Here is a 20316-nt window from a genome sequence, read left to right as displayed (position 1 = left end):
GGCAGAGCTGAACCGGGGCTATTCGCCGATGCTGTGCGGGCGTGCAGCTCCTGGCAGGTTGACCACCTTGCCCTGGCGCTGCACGGGGGCAGGGCGCCGCAGGATGCGCAGCATGTCGTTGGCCTGCGCCAGTTGCTGCTCCAGTTCGCCGCTGTAACGCGCCAGTTGCTGGCCGCGCTGGCGCGCCTGTTGGGTTTCCTGGGCCAGGGCCTTGAGCCGCAGCATGTGGGTTTCCAGCAGCTGCTTGTGCTCCAGGGTGTGCTGCATCAGCGGCATCAGCGCATCGCTGGCCCACTGCTCGGCTTCCTGGCGCATGCGCTGGTGCAGGCCGATCACTTCCTGCACCAGGGTGGCGAAGAAGCGTTTGGTGAGGCTGCGCTGTTCGGTCAGCAGGGTTTTCAGCTGCAGGCGGAACTGGTCGGCCTTGGTCTGTTGCTGCTTGAGCTCACGCAGGTAGCGGTTGACGTTGAACTGCGGTGCGTCGACGCCATGCAGCGGGTTCTCTTCGTTGTGCCGACGGTAGATGGCAGCGACCATCTTGTTGGCCATATCGGCTTCCTGCGCCAGGTTGTGCAGGTCCTGCTCCACGCTGCGGAAGAAATGCAGGATGGCCTGGTTGATACCCAGGGTGGTCCAGCTGCCAGTGAGGTTCTTGCGTACCTTGTTCAGGTGTTCGTCCAGGCGCTCGCTGCGCGAGGCGTGGCGCAGCAGGTCGCCCTGACGTTTGAGCAAGCGCTGGTTGGTTTTCAGGCCAAGCAGGCGTTTATGGTGCTGGCTGTGGTCTTCCTTGGTCTTGGCGGTCAGCTCGAACAGCATCTGGCCGTTGTCGTGCTGGTGATTGCTCAGCAGGCCCTGTTGCTCGTTGACCTTTTCCAGACGCAGGTTGAGCACGTGCTGGCTGTTCTGCAGCAGCCTCAGCACCTGATTGACCACGCGGTCTTCAAGCAGGCGTTCCTTCTGCGCGATGATGCGTTCGCAAAGCAAGTTTTCCAGATTGCTCATCTGGCTGCGGGCCAGCAGTTCTGGGTCCTTGCGCACCTTGGCCAGCATCGCCTGCTTGGCCGACAGCGGCAGCACGTCCTCGACGCGGATGCCGAGCTGGCGTGCGGTGCTGGTCTGGATCTGGCGGATGGCGTTCTGTACAAAGGCTTCGCCGGCCAGGTCATCCCAGAGCACGTCGATCTTGTTCAACACGGCGAACAGACTGGTCTGGGTGTCTTCGTCGAGTTGGCGGATATGCTGTTGCCATACGGCCATGTCGCTGGCAGTCACGCCGGTATCGGCGGACAGCAGAAATATGATCGCCTGTGCGCTAGGCAGCATCGACAAGGTCAGCTCCGGCTCACTGCCGAGGGCGTTCAGGCCTGGGGTGTCGAGGATGCGCAAACCCTGACGCAGCAACGGGTGGTCGAAGTTGACCATGGCGTGACGCCAGGCTGGCACCAGCACTTCGCCGGGCTTATTGGTGCTTTCCAGCATGTCCGGGTGAAAGCCCAGAGCAATCGCCTGTTCGACCGGCATGGGTTTGGTGCTGGCGACCTGGATAAAGGCCTGAACCATGTTGTCCGGGTCGCTGAGGTCCAGCGGAATATTTACCCAGTGCCGCGGAATCCGTTTGAACTGCGCCACACTGGCCTCGGACACGCGGGTCTCGATCGGCAGCAGGCGGATATAGGAGCGCTCCGAACGTGGGTCGAAGAACAGCTCGGTAGGGCACATGGTGGTGCGCCCAGCCTGGGACGGCAGCATGCGCTGGCCGTAGGAGGAGAAGAACAGGCTGTTGATCAGCTCGGTCTTGCCGCGTGAGAACTCACCGACAAAAGCCAGGGTGATATGGTCAGTGCGCAACAGTTTGAGCGCGCGCTCAAGCTTGGCCTCCACGGCCTCAGAGTTGAGCCGATTGGTCAGCAGCCAGCTGCGATAGCGGGTGATTTCGCGCATCAGCTCGCGCTTCCAGGCGACGTAAGCATCGACCTGCTGACTGAGACGTTCCATGCTCATCCTGGGCTTTCCTCCGGTTGGCGCATCCATTGTGGGGCGACTGGGCTATACGGCACCCAGGTTGAGTCGGGCACACATTGAACGGTACCGCGTGGGTAACTGACGCGGCAGATAATGCTTTAAAGCCTGCGCAATTGCGCCAGATCCACGACGTTCGTGGATTGACCTGCCTGGCATTATGCGGGTCGCAGCTATGGCGTCAATCGCACGTCGTCGCCCGCCCGCCTTATGGTCGGTCAGGATGACCGAGCGGTCAGTGCGAGTTCAGTGGGTAAACGCTGTGGTTGTTTGATGCGCACGCGCTTTTGCCGGCTTTGTTGACCGCTTTCCAGGCTGACCTGGCTTTTGCTGACTGCAAATACGCTGGCGAGGAACGCCAGCAGCTGGGCATTGGCTTTGCCATCTACAGGCGGTGCGGTAAGACGGATTTTCACCCGCTCACCGTGCAGCCCCGCGAACTCATCCTTGCTCGCCTTAGGCTGCAGGTGGCACTCGAGAATCAGGTCGGCGCCGTCCCAGCGAAAGTGGCTCATCCGGCGCTCGCGGTCAGATTGCCAAACTGAGGCCTTTGTACATGCCTGTCATGACCGCCAAGTTGCGGATCACCAGCATGTCGATCAGGTTGAGGAGCAGGAACGCGACGATCGGCGACAGATCCAGCCCGCCCATGCTCGGCAGAATGCGGCGAATTGGCGACAGCAGTGGCTCGCAGATCTGATTGATCAGCATGGCGGTGGGGTTATGGCTGCCTTGGGCGACCCAGGACAGAATCACGCTGATGATCAGGGCGAAGAAGAACACCTTGAGGAACAGTGCAGTGACGCCAATGATCGACCACACCAGCAGCTGCAGCGGGTTCTCCAGGCCATAACCAAGGAGCATCAGGGTGAGTGCCATCAGCACGAGCTGCACCACAATGGCTAGCACCAGCGAGGCCAGATCAAGCCCGGCGACGCTTGGAATCACCTTGCGCAGCGGTTTCAGCAGCGGATGGGTGGCACGCACAATGAATTGGCTGAGCGGGTTGTAGAAGTCTGCACGTACCAGTTGCAGGATAAAACGCAGCAATACGATCAGCAGGTAGAGGCTGCCAATGGTCTGCAGGATGTAAACGGCGGCGGTGTTGAGTCCGATCATTTTCGTTCCTTATTGACCGAGTTGTTCGGCGAGCTCGGCAGAGCGGTGGGCGGCGGCATTCAGGGCTTTCTCGACCAAGGTCTCGAAGCCGTCAGCCTGGAAGGTCTTGATCGCAGCCTCGGTGGTGCCAGCCGGTGAGGTTACCCGGCGGCGTAGTTCGCTGGCATCGACATCGCTGGCCACAGCCATACGGGCAGCGCCGAGGGCGGTGTGCAGTGTCAGCTGGGCAGCAGTTTCGCGCGGCAGGCCGAGTTTCTCGCCCGCGGCGGTCATGGCTTCAATCAGCAGGAAGAAGTATGCCGGGCCGCTGCCGGACACGGCGGTCACGGCATTGATCTGTGCTTCCTGATCCAGCCACAGCGCCAGGCCGACGGCGCTGAGCAGCTGTTCGGCCTGTTGGCGCTGGGCCGGCGAAACCTGAGTATTGCTATACAGACCGCTGACGCCCTGGCGCAGCAGCGCCGGCGTGTTGGGCATGCAGCGCACAATCGCACGTGGGCCGAGCCAGTTTTCCAGGCTGGCGCAGCTGATGCCGGCGGCAATCGACACCACCAGCTGCTGTTCGCCGATATGTGCGGCGAGATCCAGGCAGACTTCTTTCATCACCTGCGGCTTGATCGACAGCACGATCACGTCCGCGCCCTGAATCGCCTCAGCGTTGCTGGCAAAGGTTTCGATGCCATGTTCGGCGCTGATCTTGTTGCGCTGTTCGGCGCCGCGGTCACTGGCACGAATGGCGCTGGCATCAGTGCCCTGGGCGCGCAGTCCGCCGATCAGGCTGGCGGCCATATTGCCGGCGCCGATAAAGGCAATGCGAGGCGTGGTCATAACGGGCTTCCTTTTATAGCTGAAGGCAAACTCAATCAGGTTGTGCTGTAGTCACGAGCGCCGAAGAGGGCGGTGCCAATCCTGACCCAGGTTGCGCCTTCGGCGATGGCGGCTTCTAGGTCATGGCTCATGCCCATGGACAAGGTGTCGAGGTCCAGGTTCAGACCTTGCATCAGCTCGCGCAGGCGGGCGAAGGCGGCGCGTTGCTCGCTGGGGTCATCGGTGGGCTCGGGAATTGTCATCAATCCTCGCAGGCGCAGGTTGGGCAGTTGTGTAACCGCTTGTGCCAGGGCCTGCAGCTCATCTGGGTTGCAGCCGGATTTGCTGGCCTCACCGCTAACATTCACCTGCAGGCAGATATTCAACGGCGGCAGATGCGCCGGACGTTGATCAGACAGACGCTGGGCGATTTTCAGGCGGTCCACCGAGTGCACCCAGGCAAAGTGCTCGGCGATGGGCTTGGTTTTGTTCGATTGGATCGGACCGATAAAGTGCCAGGTCAGCGGCAGGTCGCTCAATTCGGCCTGCTTTTCTAGGGCTTCCTGCAGGTAGTTCTCACCGAAATCGTAGGTGCCGGCTGCAAAGGCCTGGCGAATCGCTTCGGCCGGTTTGGTTTTGCTCACCGCGAGTAGGCCAACAGTCGCACAATCTCGCTGCGAGGCTTGCGCCGCCTCACGGATGCGCACTCCGACCTTTGCAATATTCTCTGCTATCGTGGACATTACTTGCGCCCGCCGCCTGGGTTTCGCGGCATTCTACCTGCTTGTCTGTCATTAGGGAGTCCCATGGATATCACTGAATTGCTGGCCTTCAGCGCCAAGCAAGGTGCATCGGACCTGCATCTCTCCGCTGGCCTGCCTCCGATGATTCGGGTCGACGGTGATGTTCGCCGGATCAATTTGCCTGCGTTGGACCATAAACAGGTGCACGCACTGATCTACGACATCATGAACGACAAGCAGCGCAAAGATTTCGAGGAGTTCCTCGAGACCGACTTCTCCTTCGAAGTACCCGGCGTGGCGCGTTTCCGGGTTAACGCCTTCAACCAGAACCGTGGTTCTGGCGCGGTATTCCGGACCATTCCGTCGAAAGTGCTGAGCATGGAAGACCTCGGCATGGGCGAGATCTTCCGCAAAATTTCCGATGTGCCGCGCGGCCTGGTGCTGGTAACCGGGCCAACCGGTTCGGGCAAGTCGACCACCCTGGCGGCGATGCTCGACTATATAAACAGTAACAAGTACCACCACATCCTCACCGTCGAAGACCCAATCGAATTCGTTCACGAGTCGAAAAAGTGCCTGATCAACCAGCGTGAGGTGCACCGCGACACCCTCGGCTTCTCCGAAGCCCTGCGCTCGGCACTGCGGGAAGACCCGGACATCATCCTGGTCGGCGAGATGCGTGACCTGGAAACTATCCGCCTGGCTCTGACCGCAGCGGAAACCGGTCACCTGGTATTCGGCACTTTGCACACTACCTCGGCGGCCAAAACCATCGACCGCGTGGTTGACGTATTCCCGGCCGAAGAGAAGTCCATGGTTCGTTCCATGCTCTCCGAATCGCTGCAATCGGTTATCTCGCAGACCCTGCTGAAGAAGATCGGCGGCGGTCGTGTGGCGGCCCACGAAATCATGATTGGCACTCCGGCCATCCGTAACCTGATCCGCGAGGATAAGGTGGCGCAGATGTATTCGGCAATCCAGACCGGTGGCTCGCTGGGTATGCAGACCCTGGATTCCTGCCTGAAAACTCTGGTGACCAAGGGCATCGTCAGCCGCGAAGCCGCGCGCGAAAAAGCCAAAACGCCAGAAAACTTCTAAATCGACAGTACCTGGCCGGCATTCGCCTGTCGGGTTCAGCCCAGCGGCCATTCACGCGTCTGCCGCTGGCCTTGCATAACCGCGTGATGCACATGGGCGAACAACGATGGAATTCGAAAAACTGCTGCGCCTGATGGTGGAAAAGGGCGGCTCTGACCTGTTTATTACCGCTGGCGTACCGCCGTCGATGAAGGTCAACGGCAAGATTATGCCGATCACCAAGACGCCCATGTCGCCAGAGCAGACGCGTGAAACCGTGCATGCGGTGATGAATGAGCAGCAGCGCCGCGATTTTACCGAGAACCATGAGTGCAACTTTGCCATCAGCGCACGCGGCGTCGGCCGCTTCCGCGTTAGTGCGTTTTATCAACGTAACCTGGCGGGGATGGTGCTGCGTCGTATCGAGACCAATATCCCGACGCTGGACGAGCTGAAACTGCCGGAAATCCTCAAGAAATTGGCTCTGACCAAACGTGGCCTGGTGTTGTTTGTCGGTGCGACCGGTACCGGTAAATCGACCTCGCTGGCTGCAATGATCGGCTACCGCAACAAGAACAGCAGCGGCCACATCATTTCCATCGAAGACCCAATTGAATACATCCACCAGCACCAGAGCTGCATCGTCACTCAGCGTGAGGTGGGCATCGACACCGAATCCTTTGAAGTGGCGTTGAAGAACACCCTGCGCCAGGCGCCGGACGTGATTCTCATCGGTGAGGTGCGTACCCGCGAAACCATGGACCATGCCGTTGCCTTCGCCGAGACAGGGCACTTGTGTCTGGCTACGCTGCACGCCAACAACGCCAACCAGGCGCTTGACCGCATCATCAACTTCTTCCCCTCCGATCGGCAGAACCAGGTGTGGATGGACCTGTCGCTCAACCTCAAGGCCATCGTCGCCCAGCAACTGATCCCAACCCCGGACGGCAAAGGCCGCCGCGCAGTGATTGAGGTATTGATCAACACCCCGCTGGCGGCCGACTTGATTCGCAAGGGTGAAGTGCATGAGCTCAAGGCGCTGATGAAACGCTCCACCGAGCAGGGTATGCAGACCTTCGACCAGGCGCTGTACAACCTCTACAGCCAGGGCGAGATCACCTACGAAGATGCGCTGCTGTATGCGGATTCGGCCAACGACCTGCGCCTGATGATCAAGCTCGGTTCGGAAACGGATGGCGATCACCTGAGCAGCATGGCGCAGGGTTTGTCACTGGAAGTCAGTCAGGACGATCCAGGTCGTCGTTTTCGTTGATTGGCGCCGGTTTCGCGTTGGGGTGATGAATACGTTTACCACCCTGTCGCGCGACGGTTTCGGCTTGGCCATCGCGTTGCGCGCCGGCGCGGGCTTGGCTCATCAGTTGCGGAATCAGCGGGCCTTCCGGGAGGTTTCTCCAGAAACGCACCGGCATGCTGGTTTCCAGTGCGCTGCGGTTGAGCCGCGCAGGGTTGAACGTGCTGCCGTAATACGCCAGCCACAGGGCTTCCCCAGTATCCTCGGGCGTTTGCGCCATGCGTTGCCACTCACTCGGGCAGGGTCGCTGGTAATGCAGGCGCTGGCCATCCCAATACACACCGTCATCCGGTGTGGCAATCAACCAGCGGGTGCGCCCTAGGCGCTCGGCAAAGTGCCCACTGGCACTGGCCAGGATGTCATGGGCCGGCTCATGCCAGGCCACCAGTTGTGGGCCTTCGGCGTCTTCGGGGCGCGGGTGAAAACGCAGAAAGGCATGCAGGTGGTGGGCTTCGCGGCGCACCGCTTTTAGCCGTTTATGCAGCTGGCTGCCATCGATGTCTCCCGGCAGCATGGCTGCGCGATCACCCTGAGCGACCCGCCAGAGAATCCGGTAGAGAAGGCTCCAGCGGTCCTCGACACGAAAGTGTACGGCGCTTTGCAGCAGCTCCAGCAGCTGCTTGGGGATCCGCGGTGCAGGGTTTGTCACTGTAGACTCGAGGCTTATCGGTGCTTGGTCAAACAACCCGCCGCTGTCGTTGTTGCCCAACCACGTGATCTGATGCGGCGGTATACCGTGCTGCACCAGGTTTCTGGCAACCTCGCGCCAACCGGCAAAGCTGCCGTCGAATGAGGCGTGGTGCATCACCACAGCGCCATTTGTGCCGGGGTTTCGCTGAGCTGCTGGCGCAGCAGCAGGGATTCGCGGCTGGCCTGCAGGGGGCGATAATCATGGGTGACGATAAAGGGCTTGGCCTTTTCCAGGGCGCAGCGCAGGCGCGTCAGGTCTTCAAAGCGGATGCGCTTCTGCCGGCGCAAGGCGACCAAGCGTTTCGCACTGAGCACGCCGATTCCCGGCACGCGAGCGATCATTGCCGGTTCGGCGCGATTGAGGTCGACGGGGAAGTGCTCACGGTTGTTCAGTGCCCAGGCCAGTTTCGGGTCGATATCCAGCGCCAGGTTGCCGGGGCCGCTGAGCAGCTCATTCACGTCGAAACCGTAGCCGCGCAGCAGGAAGTCGGCTTGATACAGGCGGTGCTCGCGTAACAAGGGCGGCGCTTCGAAGGGTACGGTGTTCGGGCTCTGCGGGATCGGGCTGAATGCCGAGTAATACACCCGGCGCAGGCGGTAGTTGCCGTAGAGCGACGCGGCAGTGTGCAGAATGGTGCTGTCGTCGGTGGCATCGGCACCAATGATCATCTGTGTGCTCTGCCCAGCCGGGGCGAAACGCGGTGCGCGCTTTTCCGCGCGCGCTTCGCTCTCGCCCTGGTGGATCGAGTGCATGGCCTGCTTGATGGTTCGCACCTGCTTTTCCGGGGCCAGGCGAATCAGGCTGCTTTCGGTGGGCAGTTCGATATTCACGCTAAGGCGGTCGGCATAACGCCCTGCTTCGGCAATTAATAGCGGGTCGGCGTCGGGAATGGTCTTGAGGTGGATATAGCCGCGAAATTCGTGCTCTTCACGCAGCAGCTTGGCCACACGGACCAGTTGCTCCATGGTGTAGTCGGCCGAACGGATAATCCCCGAGCTGAGAAACAGCCCGCTGATGCAATTGCGTTTGTAGAAGTCGAGGGTCAGGGTCACCACTTCTTCTGGGTTAAATCGCGCGCGCGGTACGTCGCTGGAGCGGCGGTTTACGCAGTACTGGCAGTCATACAGGCAGAAATTGGTCAGCAGGATCTTCAACAGCGCCACGCAGCGTCCATCTGGGGTGAAGCTGTGACAGATGCCCATGCCATTGGTCGAGCCGATGCCGCTTTTGCCTTTTGAACTGCGGTTGGGTGCGCCGCTGCTGGCGCAAGAAGCGTCGTATTTGGCGGCGTCGGCAAGTACCGTGAGTTTTTCGATCAGCTGCATGGTGATGCCTGCTTAACTGTTTATGCATACAGTATTTAGCAATCTTCAGCAGGCATCAAGCGTTGGGATGACTGAACGTGCCGTGGATTTCCCAGGGCAGCGAACCTTGCGTAGAGTGTGGCGTCAAAGTGATACCAGCCATCAGGAGGCACACCTATGCAGCGACAGGACACGCACAGCAAACTTATCGGCTATCTGCTGTGGATTTTCGGTTTTCTCGGCGCGCACCGTTTCTATTACGGCAAGCCAGTAACCGGAACCATCTGGTTCTTCACCTTCGGCCTGCTGTTTATTGGCTGGATCGTCGACCTGTTTCTGATTCCGGCGATGGATCGCGAGGCTGATCTGCGCTTTACCGCCGGCGATACTGATTACAACGTCGCCTGGATCTTGCTGACTTTCCTCGGCATCTTCGGTGTGCACCGCATGTACCAAGGCAAGTGGATCACCGGGATCATCTACCTGTTTACGGGTGGTCTGTTCCTGCTCGGTGTGCTGTATGACTTCTGGACGCTGAACTCCCAGGTGTCGATCAAGAACGCTGAGCGCAGTTAAGGTTCAGGCTAGAAAAAGCCCGCCAATTGGCGGGCTTTTTTGTGGCATGAGGCATCACGCCTGGTAGCTGATATGCCCGTCTACCAAGGTGTAGCGCACGGCGCTGGGCAGGCAGTGACCGATAAACGGGCAATTAGCACCTTTCGAATACCAGCTCTCCCCAGCCAGCGTCGAGGCTCGAGGATCAAGCAGCAGCAGGTCGGCGGGAGCGCCCACGCTCAGTTTGCCAGCCGGCAGACGCAGCGCTTGCGCCGGGCCACTGCTGAGGCGGGCGAGCAGGGTGGGCAGGTCGAGCAGGCCATCCTGCACCAGGCTCATCGCCAGCGGCAGTAACAGTTGCACGCTGCTGATGCCGGGCTCGGTGGCACCGAAGGGTGCCAGCTTGGCGTCGCGCTCATGCGGCTGATGGTGGCTGGATATGGCCGAGATCACCCCGCTTTTCACGGCGGCGCGCAGCCCGTCGCGGTCAGCAGCGGTGCGCAGCGGTGGTTGCACGTGGTATAGGCTGGAGAAGTCGCTGAGCGCTTCATCGGTAAGGATCAGCTGATACAAGGCCACATCGGCCGTAACTGGCAGGCCACGGGCCTGAGCGTCGGCGATCAGCTGGGCGCCACGGGCGCTGGTCAGTTGGCTGAAGTGCGCACGCACGCCTGTCTGTTCGACCAGCAGCAGGTCGCGGGCCAGTGCCACGGTTTCGGCGCTTTCTGGAATGCCCGGCAGGCCGAGGAAGCTGGCGGTGGCGCCTTCATGGGCGAGGCCGCCTTCAGCCAGGTCGTGATCCTGAGAATGGAAGATCACCGTCAGGTCGAAGGTGGCGGCGTATTCCAGGGCGCGGCGCAGGGTGCGGTTATTGCGGAAACTGTCCAGGCCATTGCCGAAGGCCACGCAGCCCGCGTCGCGCAGGGCTACCAGTTCGGCCAGTTGCTCGCCTTCCAGGCCTTTGCTCAGTGCGCCAATCGGGAACACCTTGGTGTGCCCGGCTTCGCGGGCGCGGTCGAGAATCAGCTCGGCCACGGCTGGGGTATCCAGCACTGGCTTGGTAAATGGTGGGCAGCACAGGCTGGTGACGCCGCCGGCTGCTGCGGCCAAGGTTTCCGTGGCGATGCTGCCTTTGCGGCTATAGCCAGGCTCGCGCAGGGCGACGTTGAGGTCGACCAGGCCAGGTGCGGCGATCAGGCCTTGGGCGTCGATGCTCTGCTCGGCGACGAAGCCGGCAGGAATCTGGCCGATGGCGAGAATCTTGCCGCTTTCGATATAGATATCGGCTTGTTGATCGAAGCCGCTGCTGGGGTCGATTACCCGGGCTCCGAGGATACGGATACGCATCAGTTCTGCTCCTCGGCATCTTGATTGAGTTGGCGCTGGGCGTTCTGGCCGCTCATGGCCATAGACAGTACGGCCATGCGGATGGCGATGCCGTAGGTGACCTGGTTGAGAATTACCGACTGCGGGCCGTCAGCCACCGCCGATTCGATCTCCACGCCGCGGTTGATCGGCCCCGGGTGCATGACCAGCGCATCTGGCTTGGCCAGCTTGAGGCGTTCTTCGGTCAGGCCGAACAGGCGGTAGAACTCGCCTTCGCTGGGCAGCAGGCCGCCTGTCATGCGTTCACGCTGTAGGCGCAGCATGATTACCACGTCGACGTCCTTGAGGCCTGAAGCGAGGTCGCTGTAAACGGTCACGCCGTATTGCTCGATACCGACCGGCAGTAGGGTCTTTGGTGCAATTACGCGGATATCCGGGCAACCGAGTGTCTTCAGCGCGAGCATGTTCGAGCGTGCCACCCGTGAGTGCAGGATATCGCCGACGATGGCCACCGAGAGGTTCTCGAAGCTGCCTTTATGCCGGCGAATGGTCAGCATATCGAGCATGCCCTGAGTCGGGTGGGCGTGACGGCCGTCGCCACCGTTGATGATCGCCAGGTTCGGGCACACATGCTCGGCGATAAAGTGTGCGGCACCGGAGTCAGCGTGACGCACGACGAAGATGTCGGCGGCCATGGCTTCCAGGTTGCGCAGGGTGTCGAACAGCGTTTCGCCCTTGCTGGTGGAGCTGGTCGACACGTTGAGGCTGATCACGTCGGCCGATAGGCGCTGGGCCGCCAGCTCGAAGGTGGTGCGGGTGCGCGTGGAATTCTCGAAGAACACGTTGCACACGGTCTTGCCGCGCAGCAACGGGACTTTCTTCACGGCGCGCGCGCCGACTTCGAGGAAGGAGTCGGCGGTGTCGAGGATTTCTGTCAGCAGCTCGCGCGGCAGGCCGTCGAGGGACAGAAAGTGGCGCAGTTGGCCTTGGTCATTCAGCTGCAGCGGGCGCTTGGCGGCTATGGTCGTCATCTGGCGAGTCTCAGTTGGCAAGCGTCTGGAGTTCGAGGGTCAGCGGCGTGGGGCCGGCCAATTTTACCCGCTGATCCGCCGCCAGCGACAGGGTCGCGCCGACCACGTCGGGGCGAACCGGCAGCTCGCGGGCATTGAGATCAAGCAGGCTGACCAGGGTCACGCTGGCCGGGCGGCCGTAATCGAACAGTTCGTTGAGCGCGGCGCGGATGGTACGGCCGCTCATCAACACGTCATCAATCAGCACCAAGTGCTGGCCTTCGATCTCGAACGGCAGCTCGGACGGCTGCACTTGCGGGTGCAGACCATTCTGGGTGAAGTCGTCACGGTAGAAGGACACATCGAGAATCCCCAGCGCGTCGTCGCGGCCGAGGGTTTCCAGCAGCGCCTGGGCTACCCAGACGCCGCCAGTGCGGATGCCGATAAAGCGTGGCTCGCTGATCTGTCGGCTGTTCAGGTGGCCGGTCAGGGCGGCGGCCATTTGCGGCAGCAGTTCGGTCGGGTTGGGTAAGCTCATGGCAACACTCCAGGTGCAATCTTAGTAGGCGTCAGCCCAGGCAATTTTCTTCGAGCCAACCTTGTAGGAGTAAGGCTGCGGCCAGGGCGTCGACCGGGCGTTCGCGGTAGCCGCTGTTCTGTCCCTGTTGTAGGCGCTGGCCCTTGGCTTCGTAGGTGGTCAGTCGTTCGTCGTGGGTGTGCACGGGCAGGTTGAAGCGGCCGTTAAGGCGGCGGGCGAATTTCTCGGCGCGGTCACTCATCTCGCTTTTCGTGCCATCCATGTTCAGTGGCAGGCCAACGACGATGGCGTCCGGCTGCCATTCCTTGATCAGCGCTTCAACTTTCTGCCAGTCCGGCACACCGTTCTGCGCCTTGAGGATGCACAGCTCGCGGGCCTGGCCGGTGATCACCTGGCCGACCGCAACGCCGATCTGTTTGCTGCCGTAATCGAAGCCCAGCAGCAGGCGTAGCGGTTTTGCGTTCGCCTCGGCCATCAGGCGTGCCCGGCTTGTGAGGTGAGCAAACTGAGGTTGACACCCAGGCGCGCAGCCGCGGCGTTCAAGCGTTGGTCAAAGGGCAGTTCGAACAGAATGCTGTTGTCAGCCGGGCAGGTCAGCCAGGCGTTGTCGGCCAGCTCGGCTTCCAGCTGTCCAGCTTCCCAGCCGGCATAGCCGAGGGTGATCAGGTATTTCTCCGGACCAGTACCGTCGGCAATGGCGAACAGCACGTCCTGCGAGGTCGACAGGCCCAGCTCGCCCAACTCCAGGGTGGCCTGAAACTGCGGGCCGCTGGGGTGCAGGACAAAGCCGCGGTCAGTCTGCACCGGGCCGCCGGTAAAGATCGGCAGGCTCTGGCACAGCACCGGCGGCTCTTCATCCGGACGCAGTTGCTCGAGTACGTCAGCCAGGTTGAGGCCGTTGGGCTTGTTGATCACCAGGCCCATGGCGCCGTACTCGTTGTGATCAATCAGGTAGGTGACAGTCTGCGCAAAATGCGGATCGGCCATGTGCGGCATGGCGATCAGGAAGTGATGCTTAAGGTAGCTAGGGCTGGCGTCTTTCATGGGCGTTAGTTTCAGGCTTCAGGCCATTGGCTTCAAGCGCTGCGCTTGTTGCGGCCGGTAAAAGTCTGCCTGATCAGTTACTCGACAGGCGGTCGCCGCGTTCGAAGCGCCAAGTGCGGATGATTTCCAGGCGGTCGACATCGGCCAGGTCGCCAGTAAACGGTGCGAACGGCGCGGCCAGGCGTACGATGCGTAGGGCGGCCTGGTCGAGCGTGCGCTGGCCGGAGGATTCCAGTACCTGCACTTCGTACAGGGTGCCGTCACGGTTGATCGACACCAGCAGGCGCAGGCTGCCATAAATACCCTGGCGGCGCGCTTCATCCGGGTAGTTGAGGTTGCCGACCCGCTCGACCTTCTTGCGCCACTCATCTTTATACCAGGCACCTTTGTCGCGCATGGTTGAGGCGGCGTTGAGGCGGTGGATCTTCGGGCGCTTGGCGTATTGCTGAACTTCCTGGGCCAGTTCGGCTTCCAGGCTGGCGATTTCCGAAGACAGTTGCGCGCTGTCGAACACCGGCGCTGGCCGGGCTTGCGGAGTGGGCTTGGCTTCTTCGCGTTTGACCGGGGTTTTCTGTTGTTGCGGGGTGCGCGTGGCAACGGCGGCCTTGGGTGCTTCCTGGCGTACTGCTGGTTGCTGAGGGGCAGCGGGCGGGGTGATGCGTTTGACTTCGCTGTCTTGAAACAGCGCCTGCTCGGTGGTCTTTGGCGCTGCCTTGTGTTCCAGGGTGCCGCTGCCTTGCTGGTTGTCCTGGGCGAGGAAGTCGGCCTCTTTGGGCTTTTCTTCGCTTTTGAAGGTGGACAGGGTGATTTCCAGGGTTTTGCTGATTTGGCTTGGCTCGGCCAAAGTAAAGCCCAGGCCTAGGATCAGCGCGGCATGCAGTACGGCAGCGAGGAACAGCGTAAAGCCCAGGCGGTCCGCCGGCTGTACGCCGGCGCTGGAAAGTTCAGGGAGTTGGGCGGCTGCGTTCATCGCGTTTCGGGTCTGCTCAGGTTGCCGCGCAGTCTGCCGAGGGTGCATGGAAAAGTCTATGAAGCACTGCGCGCATTGAGCTTCTCGGCAATCTTGTCCATCAGCTGCTCGCTGATGCGGGTATCGAAGGCCGCGTCGATCTCGCGGATGCAGGTCGGACTGGTTACGTTGATCTCGGTTAGGTGCTCGCCGATTACGTCTAGGCCGACAAACAGTAGGCCTTTCTCGCGCAGAGTAGGGCCGACGGCAGTGGCGATTTCACGGTCGCGTTCGGTCAGCGGTCTGGCTTCCCCGCGTCCGCCGGCGGCGAGGTTGCCGCGCGTCTCTCCAGCGGCAGGAATCCGCGCCAGGCAATATGGCACAGGCTCACCATCAATCATCAGGATGCGCTTGTCACCGTCCTTGATTGCCGGCAGGTAACCCTGGGCCATGATCTGCTGCTGGCCGTGGTTGGTCAGCGTCTCGAGAATCACGGACAGGTTGGGATCACCTTCGCGATGACGAAATATCATCGATCCGCCCATACCATCGAGGGGTTTGAGAATGATGTCACGCTGCTCTTTGGCAAACTCGCGCAGAATGTCGGCCCTGCGGCTGACCACGGTCGGCGGCGTGTATTGGCTGAATTGGGTAGCAAAGTACTTTTCATTGCAGTCGCGCAGGCTTTGCGGACGGTTGACGACCAGAACCCCTGCGTCCTCGGCTTGCTCCAGCAGGTAGGTGGAGTAGACGAACTCATTGTCGAAGGGCGGATCCTTACGCATCAGGATCACGTCCAAGTCACTCAGGGCGATGTCCTGCTCGGCGCCGAGTTCGAACCAGCGCTGGGGGTCGTTGAATACGCTAAGCTCTGACAGGCGAGCGCGTGCTTGGCCTTTGGCTTGGTAGAGGTCTTTCTGTTCCATATAAAAGAGGGTCCAGCCGCGCGCTTGGGCGGCCAGCAACATGGCCAGCGAGCTGTCCTTCTTGAAGGCGATCTGGGCGATGGGGTCCATGACAATGCCGAGGCGGACGCTCATGGCGGTGTTCTCCGTAAAATGGCAGCGATTAAAGTGTTCTAAGACGTGATGTGGCGTCAGGGTGGCGCTGACAAGTCGGGTGGTCAAGGAAAAACCTTGGCCCCGTGCGGCTTATAGATTGCATCAGGAGAGTGTGCTAAAAAGGCCCGACGATTGGGTTGTAGCCCGTCGGTGACAGGGCCTCAGGCGCACTGATATAACGCAAAAATAACGACTCACCGAGGCGATGGTAGGGCAAACATGGAACAGCATTCCGAGGGTTTGAGGGTAATGGTGATCGACGATTCGAAAACGATTCGTCGTACCGCGGAAACCCTGCTGAAAAAGGTGGGCTGCGATGTAATTACCGCAGTTGACGGCTTCGATGCTTTGGCAAAGATCGCCGATACCCATCCGAACATCATTTTTGTCGACATTATGATGCCGCGGCTCGATGGCTATCAGACCTGTGCCTTGATCAAGAACAACAGCGCTTTCAAATCCACCCCGGTGATCATGCTGTCTTCCAAAGACGGTTTGTTCGATAAAGCCAAGGGGCGCATTGTCGGCTCTGATCAGTACCTGACCAAACCTTTCAGCAAAGAAGAGTTGCTCGGTGCGATCAAAGCTCATGTGCCGGACTTTGTACCGGTGGAGCAAGCCTCCTGACGTCCGGCTAAACAGTCGCACGCCTTTTTAAAGTATTGGGAAACACCATGGCTCGAATTCTGATTGTTGATGACTCGCCGACTGAGATGTACAAACTGACCGCTATGCTGGAAAAGCACGGCCATCAGGTACTGAAAGCGGAAAATGGTGCGGACGGCGTTGCCCTAGCGCGTCAGGAAAAGCCTGACGCTGTGCTGATGGACATCGTCATGCCTGGCCTGAATGGCTTTCAGGCGACCCGCCAGCTGACCAAGGATGCGGACACCAGTCACATCCCGGTGATCATCGTGACCACCAAGGATCAGGAAACCGACAAGGTCTGGGGTAAGCGCCAGGGTGCGAAGGATTACCTGACCAAGCCGGTTGATGAAGACACTCTGGTTAAAACCTTGAATGCGGTATTGGCCGGCTAAATCCGATCAGTCCGCAATTAAAAAAGAATAAGGCCGCAGCTGGCATGTCGGACGCGCAAACTCCGTTTCAAACTCTTCAGGATATCGACAGGCTCTGTCGTTCGCTCGCTGCTGGCTTGCCTTCGCAGCAAGCGGTCGTGCAGACCTGGAGCGGTATTGGCTTCCGTATGGGCGAGCGTTTTTTTGTCGCGCCCATGGGCGAAGTGGGTGAGGTTTTGCATGAGCCGCGGCATACCTTGCTGCCTGGCGTAAAAAGCTGGGTCAAGGGTGTGGCCAACGTGCGTGGTCGCTTGCTGCCAGTGATGGACCTGTGTGGTTTCTTCGGCAATGAGTTGTCACCACTGCGTAAGAAGCGTCGCGTGCTGGTGGTTGATCACCAGGAAGTCTTTGCTGGCCTGACGGTCGATGAAGTGTTTGGCATGCAGCATTTTCCTGTGGATACCTTCTCTGAGCAGCTGCCGCCGCTCGAGGCGTCCATAGCACCCTTTATCCACGGAGTCTTTCAACGTGAACAGCCCTGGTTGGTGTTCAGCCCACACGCGCTGGCCCAAAACCCGGGTTTTCTCGACGTGGCGTATTAACAGTTTATCGGTGGGGTCGGCGTTGCCGGCCTTTTGGCGTTACATGGGAACCGTAGTGCGGTCGGTCCAGGCGGGGGCCAGTAAATGAAAAAACTAAATGCAGGTAATTTGTTAGCAGGTGCGCGCAGTAGCACATTGATTGCGGGGCTGTTTATTGTCCTGATCGTTTCGATCGTGCTGTTGTTCGCCAACTTCGCCTACATCAACACTCAATCCAACTACGACACGGAGTTCATCGGTCACGCCGGTGAGCTACGCGTACTGTCCCAGCGTATCGCAAAAAACTCCACGGAAGCGGCGGCCGGTACGGCCGAAGCGTTTGCCTTGTTGCGTGATGCGCGTAACGACTTCCAGACTCGCTGGGGTTATCTGACCGACGGTAACGAGGAAACCGGCTTGCCTGCAGCGCCAGAATCTCTGCAGCCTCAGATTGCTGTTGTGCAGCAGGATTGGGATACGCTGCGGCAGAACACCGACGCCATTCTGGCCAACGAACAGACCGTACTGTCGCTGCACCAGGTAGCTGCCACCCTGGCGGAAACCATTCCGCAGCTGCAGGTCGAGTACGAAGAAGTCGTCGATATCCTGCTGGAAAGCGGTGCGCCAGCCGCTCAGGTTTCGGTTGCTCAGCGCCAATCCTTGCTGGCAGAACGTATCTTGGGTTCGGTAAACAAGGTACTTGCCGGTGACCAGGACTCGGTTCAGGCCGCTGACATGTTTGGTCGTGATGCCAGCCTGTTCGGCCGTGTATTGGCGGCCATGCTTGAAGGCAACGCCGCCATGGAAATTACCCAGGTAAGCGACGAGGAAGCCCTCGAACGTCTGGCGGAAATTTCCGAGCTGTTCGAGTTTGTATCGGGTTCTGTAGACGAGATTCTCGAAACCTCGCCTGAACTGTTCCAGGTGCGCGAGTCGGCGAACGTGATTTTCACTGTCTCGCAGACCCTGTTGGACAAAGCTTCCGACCTGGCCGTCGGTTTTGATGACCTGGCTACAGGTCGTGCCATCAACACCCTGATTGGTTACGTGCTGGGTGCTTTGGCGCTCGGTTCGATTATCCTGATTGGCCTGGTGATGGTGCGGGAAACCAACCGTCGTCTGGCGTCCACCGCTGAGAAGAACGAACGGAACCAGGCAGCGATTCTGCGACTGCTCGACGAAATTGCTGACCTCGCAGACGGTGACCTGACAGTAGCCGCGACGGTAACCGAAGACTTCACCGGTGCCATCGCTGACTCCATCAACTACTCCATCGACCAGCTGCGCGACCTGGTAGCCACGATCAACCTGACCGCCGTTCAGGTAGCCGGTGCAGCCCAGGAAACCCAGGCCACGGCGATGCACCTGGCCGAGGCTTCCGAGCACCAAGCACAGGAAATTGCTGGTGCCTCTGCGGCGATCAACGAAATGGCCGTGTCGATTGACCAGGTATCGGCAAACGCCTCGGAATCCTCCGCGGTAGCAGAGCGTTCCGTAGCCATCGCCAACAAGGGCAACGAAGTGGTGCACAACACCATCACCGGCATGGATAACATCCGTGAGCAGATCCAGGACACCTCCAAGCGTATTAAGCGCCTCGGTGAATCGTCCCAGGAGATCGGTGACATCGTTAGCCTGATTAACGACATTGCTGACCAGACCAACATCCTCGCACTGAACGCCGCGATCCAGGCATCCATGGCGGGTGACGCGGGTCGAGGCTTCGCCGTGGTAGCGGACGAAGTACAACGCCTCGCAGAACGTTCCTCTGCGGCAACCAAGCAGATCGAAGCGCTGGTTAAGACGATTCAGACCGACACCAACGAAGCCGTTATCTCGATGGAGCAAACGACTTCTGAAGTGGTGCGCGGTGCTCGTCTGGCGCAGGACGCCGGGGTTGCACTGGAAGAGATCGAGAAGGTTTCCAAGACCCTCGCGGCCTTGATTCAGAACATCTCCAACGCTGCTCGCCAGCAAGCATCGTCGGCTGGCCACATTTCCAATACGATGAACGTGATTCAGGAAATCACCTCGCAAACCTCCTCCGGTACCACTGCCACTGCCAAGAGCATTGGTAACCTGGCCAAGATGGCCAGTGAGATGCGTAAGTCGGTATCCGGCTTTACCTTGCCGGGTGGGGAGCAGGCGTAATCAGGTGCTGCGCGGCAGGCTGAAAGGCCTGTCGCACAAGGACTATGGCCGTGAGCGAGGGGCACGACATGCAGTCAGGCGTCTGGGCCTTGCAGCCTCTGGCAGACATGACAGCCACGGAGTTTCGTGACTGGCAGACGCTGCTTGAGGAGCGTACCGGGGTCGTTCTCAATGAACGGCGGCGGGCGTTTTTGCAGACCAATCTGAGTGCGCGTATGCGCGAGCTGGGCGTTATGGACTACGCCACGTATTACCGGCAAGTCACTGATGGTCCTCGCGGTGCGGTGGAATGGTCGACCCTGCTGGATCGGCTGACTGTGCAGGAAACCCGTTTCTTTCGTCATCGTCCTTCCTTTGAAGTGCTCGAAAGCTATTTGCGTGAGCGTTTGCAGCAGGGCGTGACGCAGCCATGGGAACTTTGGAGTGTTGGCTGTGCCAGCGGCGAAGAGCCTTACTCGCTGGCCATCAGTGCGGCTGAAGTGTTGCGTGAAAGTGAACACCCGGATCATTTCGGGGTAACAGGTACTGACATCAGCCTGAATGCCCTGAGCAAGGCGCGCGATGGTCAATATGGTGCGCGCCGTCTGGAGCAGTTGGATGCCGATCTGTGCCAGCGCTATTTTCTGGCCCAGGACGATGGACGTTTCAAAGTAGTGCCGAATTTGGCCGCGCGCGTGTGTTGCGCCCGGCTCAATGTGCTGGAGCTGGCCAAGGCACCGATGTCCGGAATGGACGTTATTTTTTGTCAGAACTTGTTGATCTATTTTCGTCGCTGGCGCCGCCGCGAGATCCTCAACCGCCTGGCCGAGCGCCTGGTGCCCGGGGGGTTGCTGGTGGTGGGAGTGGGCGAAGTAGCAGGTTGGCAGCATCCGGAGTTGATCCCGGTAGCCGACGAGCGAGTGCTGGCGTTTACCCGCAAGGGATAACAGGCTGTTGAAAAACGTAAGCGAGGCAGCCAGTGCAAGGCAAAAGCAGGCGAGAACGCGGAGTTTACGAGCTGTAAATGAGCA

22 protein-coding genes are annotated in these 20316 nt (G+C 60.1%); 8 read left to right on the top strand and 14 right to left on the bottom strand.

The window, feature by feature from the left end; translation table 11 throughout:
• Positions 1–18: 18 nt before the first annotated feature.
• The 5 genes from HBN63_RS04535 to HBN63_RS04515 form a co-directional block, all read right to left on the bottom strand.
• Positions 19–2001, bottom strand: a complete 1983-nt coding sequence (locus tag HBN63_RS04535) for a dynamin-like GTPase family protein (RefSeq protein WP_170048564.1) — start codon at positions 1999–2001, stop codon at positions 19–21.
• A gap of 236 nt (positions 2002–2237) precedes the next feature.
• Positions 2238–2534, bottom strand: a complete 297-nt coding sequence (locus HBN63_RS04530; RefSeq protein ID WP_167143405.1) for a DUF167 domain-containing protein — start codon at positions 2532–2534, stop codon at positions 2238–2240.
• A gap of 13 nt (positions 2535–2547) precedes the next feature.
• Positions 2548–3138: a YggT family protein gene (locus HBN63_RS04525; RefSeq protein ID WP_170048563.1), complete on the bottom strand. Its 591-nt coding sequence runs from the start codon at positions 3136–3138 to the stop codon at positions 2548–2550.
• 9 nt (positions 3139–3147) lie between these two features.
• Complete coding sequence (gene proC, locus HBN63_RS04520; RefSeq protein ID WP_170048562.1) at positions 3148–3966, bottom strand: pyrroline-5-carboxylate reductase; 819 nt, start codon at positions 3964–3966, stop codon at positions 3148–3150.
• Between the two features lie 35 nt (positions 3967–4001).
• Complete coding sequence (locus HBN63_RS04515; protein ID WP_170048561.1) at positions 4002–4688, bottom strand: YggS family pyridoxal phosphate-dependent enzyme; 687 nt, start codon at positions 4686–4688, stop codon at positions 4002–4004.
• Positions 4689–4751: 63 nt separating this feature from the next.
• Between HBN63_RS04515 and HBN63_RS04510 the strand changes: the two genes are divergently transcribed.
• Together HBN63_RS04510 and HBN63_RS04505 are read left to right on the top strand one after the other, a co-directional pair.
• Positions 4752–5786, top strand: coding sequence for a type IV pilus twitching motility protein PilT (locus HBN63_RS04510; RefSeq protein ID WP_090250115.1), 1035 nt, complete (start codon positions 4752–4754; stop codon positions 5784–5786).
• A gap of 106 nt (positions 5787–5892) precedes the next feature.
• Positions 5893–7038 carry a PilT/PilU family type 4a pilus ATPase gene (locus HBN63_RS04505; protein WP_090250113.1) on the top strand — a complete coding sequence of 382 codons (1146 nt, stop codon included), beginning with the start codon at positions 5893–5895 and terminating at the stop codon, positions 7036–7038.
• On the opposite strand, the gene HBN63_RS04500 is transcribed toward HBN63_RS04505, so the two are convergent.
• Both HBN63_RS04500 and HBN63_RS04495 read right to left on the bottom strand, forming a co-directional pair.
• Positions 7004–7882, bottom strand: coding sequence for a TIGR03915 family putative DNA repair protein (locus tag HBN63_RS04500; RefSeq protein ID WP_170048560.1), 879 nt, complete (start codon positions 7880–7882; stop codon positions 7004–7006). The genes HBN63_RS04505 and HBN63_RS04500 overlap by 35 nt on opposite strands.
• Positions 7882–9093: a putative DNA modification/repair radical SAM protein gene (locus HBN63_RS04495; protein ID WP_170048559.1), complete on the bottom strand. Its 1212-nt coding sequence runs from the start codon at positions 9091–9093 to the stop codon at positions 7882–7884. Before HBN63_RS04495 ends, HBN63_RS04500 begins: the two co-directional genes overlap by 1 nt.
• 156 nt (positions 9094–9249) lie before the next feature.
• On the opposite strand from HBN63_RS04495, the gene HBN63_RS04490 reads away from it, so the two are divergent.
• Entirely contained in the window at positions 9250–9648 is a 399-nt protein-coding gene (locus tag HBN63_RS04490) for a TM2 domain-containing protein (protein ID WP_090250106.1), read from the top strand.
• Positions 9649–9702: 54 nt separating this feature from the next.
• Here the strand turns inward: HBN63_RS04490 and HBN63_RS04485 are convergent, their stop codons facing one another.
• From HBN63_RS04485 to gshB, 7 genes are all read right to left on the bottom strand, one after another.
• A complete protein-coding gene (locus tag HBN63_RS04485; RefSeq protein WP_170048558.1) occupies positions 9703–10974 on the bottom strand; it encodes a dihydroorotase in 1272 nt (423 codons plus the stop codon).
• Entirely contained in the window at positions 10974–11984 is a 1011-nt protein-coding gene (locus tag HBN63_RS04480) for an aspartate carbamoyltransferase catalytic subunit (protein WP_170048557.1), read from the bottom strand. The genes HBN63_RS04485 and HBN63_RS04480 overlap by 1 nt, the downstream gene beginning before the upstream one ends.
• 10 nt (positions 11985–11994) lie before the next feature.
• Positions 11995–12501, bottom strand: a complete 507-nt coding sequence (gene pyrR / locus HBN63_RS04475) for a bifunctional pyr operon transcriptional regulator/uracil phosphoribosyltransferase PyrR (RefSeq protein WP_170048556.1) — start codon at positions 12499–12501, stop codon at positions 11995–11997.
• Positions 12502–12532: 31 nt separating this feature from the next.
• The gene (gene ruvX, locus HBN63_RS04470) at positions 12533–12976 is read right to left on the bottom strand and encodes a Holliday junction resolvase RuvX (RefSeq protein ID WP_170048555.1); all 444 of its coding nucleotides are present in this window, start codon (positions 12974–12976) and stop codon (positions 12533–12535) included.
• Positions 12976–13545: a YqgE/AlgH family protein gene (locus HBN63_RS04465; RefSeq protein ID WP_170048554.1), complete on the bottom strand. Its 570-nt coding sequence runs from the start codon at positions 13543–13545 to the stop codon at positions 12976–12978. The genes ruvX and HBN63_RS04465 overlap by 1 nt, the downstream gene beginning before the upstream one ends.
• A gap of 73 nt (positions 13546–13618) precedes the next feature.
• A complete protein-coding gene (locus HBN63_RS04460) occupies positions 13619–14515 on the bottom strand; it encodes an energy transducer TonB (RefSeq protein ID WP_090250092.1) in 897 nt (298 codons plus the stop codon).
• Between the two features lie 56 nt (positions 14516–14571).
• Positions 14572–15534, bottom strand: a complete 963-nt coding sequence (gene gshB / locus HBN63_RS04455; protein WP_170048553.1) for a glutathione synthase — start codon at positions 15532–15534, stop codon at positions 14572–14574.
• Positions 15535–15774: 240 nt separating this feature from the next.
• On the opposite strand from gshB, the gene pilG reads away from it, so the two are divergent.
• The 5 genes from pilG (at position 15775) to HBN63_RS04430 (ending at position 20232) form a co-directional block, all read left to right on the top strand.
• Positions 15775–16182 (top strand): twitching motility response regulator PilG, encoded by a 408-nt coding sequence (gene pilG / locus HBN63_RS04450; protein WP_069516374.1) that lies wholly within the window; start codon positions 15775–15777, stop codon positions 16180–16182.
• Between the two features lie 47 nt (positions 16183–16229).
• Positions 16230–16595, top strand: a complete 366-nt coding sequence (gene pilH, locus HBN63_RS04445; RefSeq protein ID WP_090250086.1) for a twitching motility response regulator PilH — start codon at positions 16230–16232, stop codon at positions 16593–16595.
• 44 nt (positions 16596–16639) lie between these two features.
• The gene (locus tag HBN63_RS04440) at positions 16640–17176 is read left to right on the top strand and encodes a chemotaxis protein CheW (protein ID WP_090250084.1); all 537 of its coding nucleotides are present in this window, start codon (positions 16640–16642) and stop codon (positions 17174–17176) included.
• Positions 17177–17260: 84 nt separating this feature from the next.
• Positions 17261–19306: a methyl-accepting chemotaxis protein gene (locus HBN63_RS04435; RefSeq protein WP_170048552.1), complete on the top strand. Its 2046-nt coding sequence runs from the start codon at positions 17261–17263 to the stop codon at positions 19304–19306.
• 68 nt (positions 19307–19374) lie between these two features.
• Positions 19375–20232, top strand: coding sequence for a protein-glutamate O-methyltransferase (locus HBN63_RS04430; protein WP_160090046.1), 858 nt, complete (start codon positions 19375–19377; stop codon positions 20230–20232).
• Positions 20233–20316: the final 84 nt, after the last annotated feature.

Source organism: Pseudomonas sp. WS 5011 (assembly GCF_012985775.1).
Classification (GTDB): domain Bacteria; phylum Pseudomonadota; class Gammaproteobacteria; order Pseudomonadales; family Pseudomonadaceae; genus Aquipseudomonas; species Aquipseudomonas peli.
Note: the sequence above shows the minus strand (reverse complement) of the source record. Positions and strands in the feature narration are given on the sequence as shown.